This window comes from Pseudomonas citronellolis (assembly GCF_029335315.1).
In the GTDB taxonomy this organism is placed as follows: domain Bacteria; phylum Pseudomonadota; class Gammaproteobacteria; order Pseudomonadales; family Pseudomonadaceae; genus Pseudomonas; species Pseudomonas citronellolis_A.
In genome coordinates this window covers 1-5,672 of record NZ_JARJLT010000389.1, presented here as the reverse complement: position 1 = coordinate 5,672, position 5,672 = coordinate 1, and the positions used below count along the sequence as shown (strand labels likewise).

At 69.7% G+C, this 5,672-nt stretch carries 3 protein-coding genes and 1 pseudogene; 3 read left to right on the top strand and 1 reads right to left on the bottom strand.

The genetic code is table 11. The annotated features are described in order from the left end of the window. The first annotated feature begins 648 nt into the window (after nt 1–648). From P3W75_RS29755 to P3W75_RS32005, 3 genes and pseudogenes are all read left to right on the top strand, one after another. Nucleotides 649–1,974: a hypothetical protein gene (locus P3W75_RS29755; protein WP_276230918.1), complete on the top strand. Its 1,326-nt coding sequence runs from the start codon at nt 649–651 to the stop codon at nt 1,972–1,974. Between the two features lie 97 nt (nt 1,975–2,071). Next, nucleotides 2,072–3,346: pseudogene (locus tag P3W75_RS32010) on the top strand (HAMP domain-containing protein); the annotation flags it as partial. Nucleotides 3,347–3,649: 303 nt separating this feature from the next. Further along, nucleotides 3,650–4,204, top strand: coding sequence for a methyl-accepting chemotaxis protein (locus P3W75_RS32005; RefSeq protein ID WP_430765426.1), 555 nt, complete (start codon nt 3,650–3,652; stop codon nt 4,202–4,204). On the opposite strand, the gene qhpG is transcribed toward P3W75_RS32005, so the two are convergent. Continuing rightward, nucleotides 4,205–5,512: a flavin-dependent monooxygenase QhpG gene (gene qhpG / locus P3W75_RS29745; RefSeq protein ID WP_276230916.1), complete on the bottom strand. Its 1,308-nt coding sequence runs from the start codon at nt 5,510–5,512 to the stop codon at nt 4,205–4,207. Nucleotides 5,513–5,672: the final 160 nt, after the last annotated feature.

The following is a 5,672-nucleotide window of genomic DNA, read 5'->3' as shown; positions in this document are numbered from 1 at the left end:
CTGCATCGTAGGGCGCATAACCGTTCGCGGTTATCCGCCGTCGGCCCGAGCGCTGGAGTCGACGGCAATGGCGGATAACGCCGTAGGCGTTATCCGCCCTACGGGTTTCCAGAGAAACAGCCGAGCACGCCGAACGCCCCGTTCAGGAGGCCGAGCGAAACCCCCGCTCAGGAGGTCGGGCGACATGGATGTCGCGCGCGCCCCGATCTGTACAGGGACGTACTGTCGGGGCGGTGCCTCCGTGGCGGGGGAGTTCGCGAGGGAAGCCCGGCTTGCCGGGCCCGGATGCCGGGGCAAGACCTTTGGTTACTTTGGGGCGTTTGCCAAAGTGACTCGCCCGAGGGGGCGAAACAAGAAACTTCCGAGCACTCGGAGCGGCGCGCTACACCAAACCCCAACCACAAAGTCTCTGGGTTATTCCCCTTCGGGCCAGCGCAAGCGCTGTTCGCGATGGAGCCGCGTCCCGCGTTCGCGGGGATGACAAGGGGGCACAGCCCCCTCGCGCAAAGTCCAAAGCACACACCAATGGACATCTGGCAAGCACATCCAAGCACTTGGCAGACAGGCACAAGGCCAGCAAAGGCCGTGGCCTTAGCATCGGCCGATAGCTTTCGTCACCTGCCAACAATAACGATACGGATGCACGCCATGCTCAAACCCACCGTCCTACGCCCGACGCTGCTCGCCCTGCTGATCGCAGGCGCGGGCCAGGCCAGCGCCTATTCGCTGTACTCCACCGACGACACCCACCTGAACGCCGACCTCACCGCGGTCTACGCGCTGTTCCACAGCCAGGAGAACTACGCGCAGAGCGGCACCAAGGACAAAGGCTCGTCGTCCTGGCAGGAAGGCTTCATCAAGTACGGCCTGAGCGGCGACCAGCGCCTGGGCGACGCCGGCAGCGCCTATGGCGCCTTCGCCCTGCTCAGCTCGGCGACCTGGGGCGACGGCGACGCCGCCGGCTTCACCGACGGCTCCGAGCGCACCACCAAGATCGAAGACGCCTACCTCGGCTGGCGCTCCGGCAAGCTGTTCCCGGTGCTCGGCGACGACGGCATCGACCTGTCCTTCGGCCGCCAGAACATCGTGGTCGGCGACGGTTTCCTGATCGACGGTGACGCCCTCAACCTGGGCAACGGCCTGGCCGACGGCGAGTTCAACCGTGGCGGCGCCTACTACCTGGCCGGCCGTCGCAGCTTCGACGAAACCGCCGTGCTGCGCATCGGCGGCAAGGAAGGCTGGCGTGGCGACATCATGCGCCTGAAGTCCGACAACCGCGCCCAGGCCCGTCCCGAGCTGTACGTCGGCACCCTGGAGCACGTCTCCGACGCCGGTACCCTGGGCCTGACCTACATCGACGTCACCGACATCGACGAGCAATACGCCTCCCCCGCCCAGCTCGACCGCAAGGACATGAAGACCTACAGCGTGCGCGGCCAGGGCAACGCCGGGGTCGAGAACCTGTTCCTCTCCGGCGAATACGCCTGGCAGGACAAGCGCCACGCCGACAACGAGGACGCCTGGTACCTGGAAGCCGGCTGGACCTTCGCCGACGCCGCCTGGAAGCCCTACGTGAGCTACCGCTTCAGCCGCTTCTCGGAAGGCTACGATCCGCTGTTCTACGGCTTCAGCCGTGGCTTCGGCACCTGGTTCCAGGGCGAGGTGGCGGGCAACTACTCCGGCCCGTTCAGCAGCAACACCCGGGTCCACAACGTCGGCGCCAAGGTCAACCCGGCCGACAACTTCGACATCGGCCTGCAGTGGTTCCACTTCGACAGCATCGACAAGGACCTGGGCAACCTCGGCGGCCACGAGATCGACCTGTACGCCGACTGGATCGTCAGCCCGCACCTGACCGTCACCCCGCTGGTCGGCGTGTACAAGCCGAAGAAGGACGCCGCCAACGGCGGCACCCAGATCGGCAGCACCGACGACAACCTGTATACCCAGCTGATCTTCACCAGCACTTTCTAAGCCAGGCGCACTGAAGCCCGCCCGCGCGTCGCCGCCGTCCCCCATCACGGCGGCGGCGGGCCGGCGGGTTTCGCGGTTTTCCACGGAGGCAATTCCCATGCGCAGCATCCTGTCCACCATCCAGGGCCGCGTCACCTGGCTCACCGGCCTGTGCCTGCTGGGCATCGCCGCCGGGCTCATCGGCCTGTCGCTGTACCAGGCGCGCCAGGACAGCCAGGTCATCAAGGACGACAGCGGCAAGCTGTTCGCCGACGCCGCCCGCGCCAGCCTGCAGACCCAGGGCCAGGTGCAGGCGCTGCAGCTGCAACGCCAGCTGCAGGACAAGCTGCTGCTCGGCGAAGGCCTGGCGCGCACCCTGCAGGCCCTGCGCGAGCAGAACCGCCAGGGCGGCCTCGGCGCCGAGGCGCTGCGCCGCAAGCTGGTGGCGGAGATGGGCGGCGTGCTCGGCGCGCACCCGGAACTGCTCGGCCTCTTCGTGGTGTTCGACGGCCAGGCGCTGGATGGCGCCGACGCCGACTACAAGGCCCGCGAGGAGCTGGGCAGCAACGAACAGGGACGCTTCGCCCTGTACCTGCTGCGCAACGGCGGCCAGCAGCAGAACGTGGTCGGCACCGAGCAGGTGCTGGCCGACACCACCCCCGGCCCCAGCGGCCAACCGTACAACGCCTTCTTCACCTGCTCGCGGGCGAGCCTCGCGCCCTGTGTGCTCGACCCCTACTTCGACGACGCCTCCGGGCAGCGCCGGCTGGTCACCAGCATCACCCTGCCCTTGCTGGAGAACGGCAAGTTCCTCGCCGCCATCGGCTTCGATATCGACCTCGCCGCGCTGCAGCAGAGCAGCGTCGAGGGCAGCCGCCAGCTGTTCGACGGCCAGGGCCGCATCCGCATCCTCAGCCCCAACGGCCTGCTGGCCAGCGACAGCGCCGACGCCGCCGGGCTCGGCAAGCCGTTCAAGGACCCCGCCCTGCCCCAGGCTCTCGGCGACATGGCCCAGGGCCGCTCGCTGACCTACGAGCAGGGCACCGACGTCTCGGTGCTCAGCAGCCTGGCGCCGCTGCCCGGTGCCAAGCCCTGGGGCATCCTGCTCAGCGTGCCGCGCCAGGTGCTGCTGGCGCCGGCGCAATCGCTGAAGGACACCCTCGATACGCTGCGCGGGCGCAGCACCTGGCTGGAGATCGGCCTGGGCGCGCTGGTGGCGCTGCTCGGCCTGGTGGTGGTGACCCTCACCGCGCGCGGCATCAGCCGGCCGATCCTGAGCCTGGCGCGGATGCTGGAGGACATCGCCGACGGCGAAGGCGACCTCACCCGCCGCCTGAACTACCCGCGCCGCGACGAACTCGGCCGCCTGGCGCTGGCCTTCAACCGCTTCCTCGACAAGCTGCAGCCGAGCATCGCCGCGGTGCAGGCCGCCAGCGGCGAGGCGCGCGCCGGCGCCGACCAGTCGGCGGTGATCGCCCGCCAGACCAGCGACGGCATCCAGCAGCAGTTCCGCGAGATCGACATGGTCGCCACCGCGCTGCAGGAGATGTCCGCCACCGCCAACGCCTCGGCGCAAAGCGCGGCCAGCGCCGCCGAAGCCGCCAGCGAAGCCGAGCGCGCCAGCCAGCAGGGCTACGAGACCATCGAGGCGACCAGCGCCGGCATCGACGCCCTGGCCGGCGACATGAACCAGGCCATGGGCGAGCTGCAGAACCTGGCCAGCAGCAACGAGCAGATCGGCGCGATCCTCGCGGTGATCCAGAGCATCGCCGCGCAGACCAACCTGCTGGCGCTCAACGCCGCCATCGAAGCGGCGCGCGCCGGCGAGTCCGGGCGCGGCTTCGCGGTAGTCGCCGACGAGGTGCGCGGCCTGGCCAAGCGCACCCAGGATTCGGTGGAGGAAATTCGCGGGGTGATCGAGAACCTGCAGGCGCGCAGCCTGTCGGTGGCCGACGCCATGCACAGCAGCTACCGCCAGGCCCAGGACAACGTGCAGCAGGCGCGCCAGGCGATCGACGCGCTGCAACGCATCACCGGCGCGGTGAACCTGATCAGCGACATGAACCTGCAGATCGCCAGCGCCGCCGAGGAGCAGAGCAGCGTGGCCGAGGAGATCGGCCGCAATATCGGCGCCATCCGCGACGTCACCCAGTCGCTGTCGGACCAGGCCGAACGCTCGGCGCACCTGAGCCAGCAGCTGAACCACAGCGCCGAACAGCAGCACCGCCTGGTGCAGCAGTTCAAGGCCTGATCAGCGCGGCCGGTAGCCCTGGCTCAACAGCCAGCCCTGGAAGGCGCGCCGCTGCTCGGGCGGCAGCGCGCCAAGGACCTGTTCCTGCGGCTCGCTGCGCAGGCGCCGCAGCCAGGGCGCCAGCTCCAGCCCCTGCAGGTGCCAGACGCCCAGCGGCTGGTCGGGGCTGACCACCACCTCGGCCTCGTCCACCAGGCCGTCGCGCAGCACCGGGGCGCGCTCGATGCGCAAGGCCTCGAAGTCCGCCGGGGCATGGCTGGGCACGGCGTCCGGCCAGCCACTGCGGGCCTGCCAGAACGGCTGCGCCGGCCACTGCTTTTCCTCGGCATAGAAGTCGCGACCGACGCGGGCGAAACGCAGGAACAGCTGTTCCACCCGGCGCTGGTGGAAGCGCCTGGCCAGCTCGGCGCGCTGCGGCGCGCGCAGCAGCGTATTGATCACCACCGGCGCCTGTAGCGCCGAGGACAGCGACTGAAAGATGCCGTTGCCGGACAGCGGGTCCACCGCCATGGCCGCGTCGCCCACGCGAATCCAGTCGTCACCGCAGGCTTCCAGGCAGAGGATCGCCGTGCTGCTGCGGGCGTGCAGTTCCAGTTCCCGTTCGGCGTCGTCGGCGAAGAACGCACGGCTCAATGCCGAGCGCTGGCGGCGTTCGCGGCAGTAGTCGAGCAGTCGTTCCCTGGCCGGCAGTTCGCTGCTGGCCACATCCAGGGTCAGTTGCCAGTAGCAGCGCCCATCGGCCAGCCGGGCCATCCACGCCCAACCGTCGGCCAGGCTCTGCACCGCGCTGGCCACCGGCCCCGGCGCGCCCTGCCAGCGGCTCAGCAGACTGAGAGTTTCCGGGCCCCGGCGGGCCTTGCCGGCCTTCTGGTTCAGCGGCGCCTGGCGGCCACGGGCCTCGACCAGGAAGTGCGTATGCAGGCGCTGGCCGCTTTCCAGGCGCACTTCGTGCCCACCCTCGACGGCCTCGACGCCGAGCACGCGGTCTTCCAGCACTTCGACGCCGGCGTCGCGCAGGTCCTGGCGCAGGCCCTGGTCGAACAGCGGGCGATCGAGAAGGAATTCGACGTTCTGCGCGCTCTCGGCGCCGTTCCAGTTCACCCGCCGCTGCGACGGCGGCGCGGCGCAGGCCAGGGCGTGGTTCAACCCGGCGTGGCGCAGCCCTTCGAGCACGCGCTGGGACACCCCTTCGACGGCGGCGAAGCGCCGCCATTCGCTGATGACGGTGACGGCGTAGCCAAGGCGGCGCAGGCCGATGGCGGTGGCCGTGCCGGCGGGGCCGGCGCCGAAGATCAGGATGGGGGGCATGGGGAGTTTCGCTGGGTGTTGTGGTGCTGGGGTTGAGTCCACGCCCTCTCCCCAGCCCTCTCCCTGAAGGGCGAGGGGGCCGTTCGGCGTGGAGAGTGATCCCGAGTCATCCTGTTGCTCCAAGGCTGCCGACGGAATGCCAAAGCCCGGCGCCGCTCCA

Coding starts and splice junctions, on each gene's coding strand:
- P3W75_RS29755 (WP_276230918.1), top strand. CDS start 649: ATGCTCAAACCCACCGTCCTACGCCCGACGCTGCTCGCCCTGCTGATC.
- P3W75_RS32005 (WP_430765426.1), top strand. CDS start 3,650: ATGGGCGAGCTGCAGAACCTGGCCAGCAGCAACGAGCAGATCGGCGCG.
- qhpG (WP_276230916.1), bottom strand. CDS start 5,512: ATGCCCCCCATCCTGATCTTCGGCGCCGGCCCCGCCGGCACGGCCACC.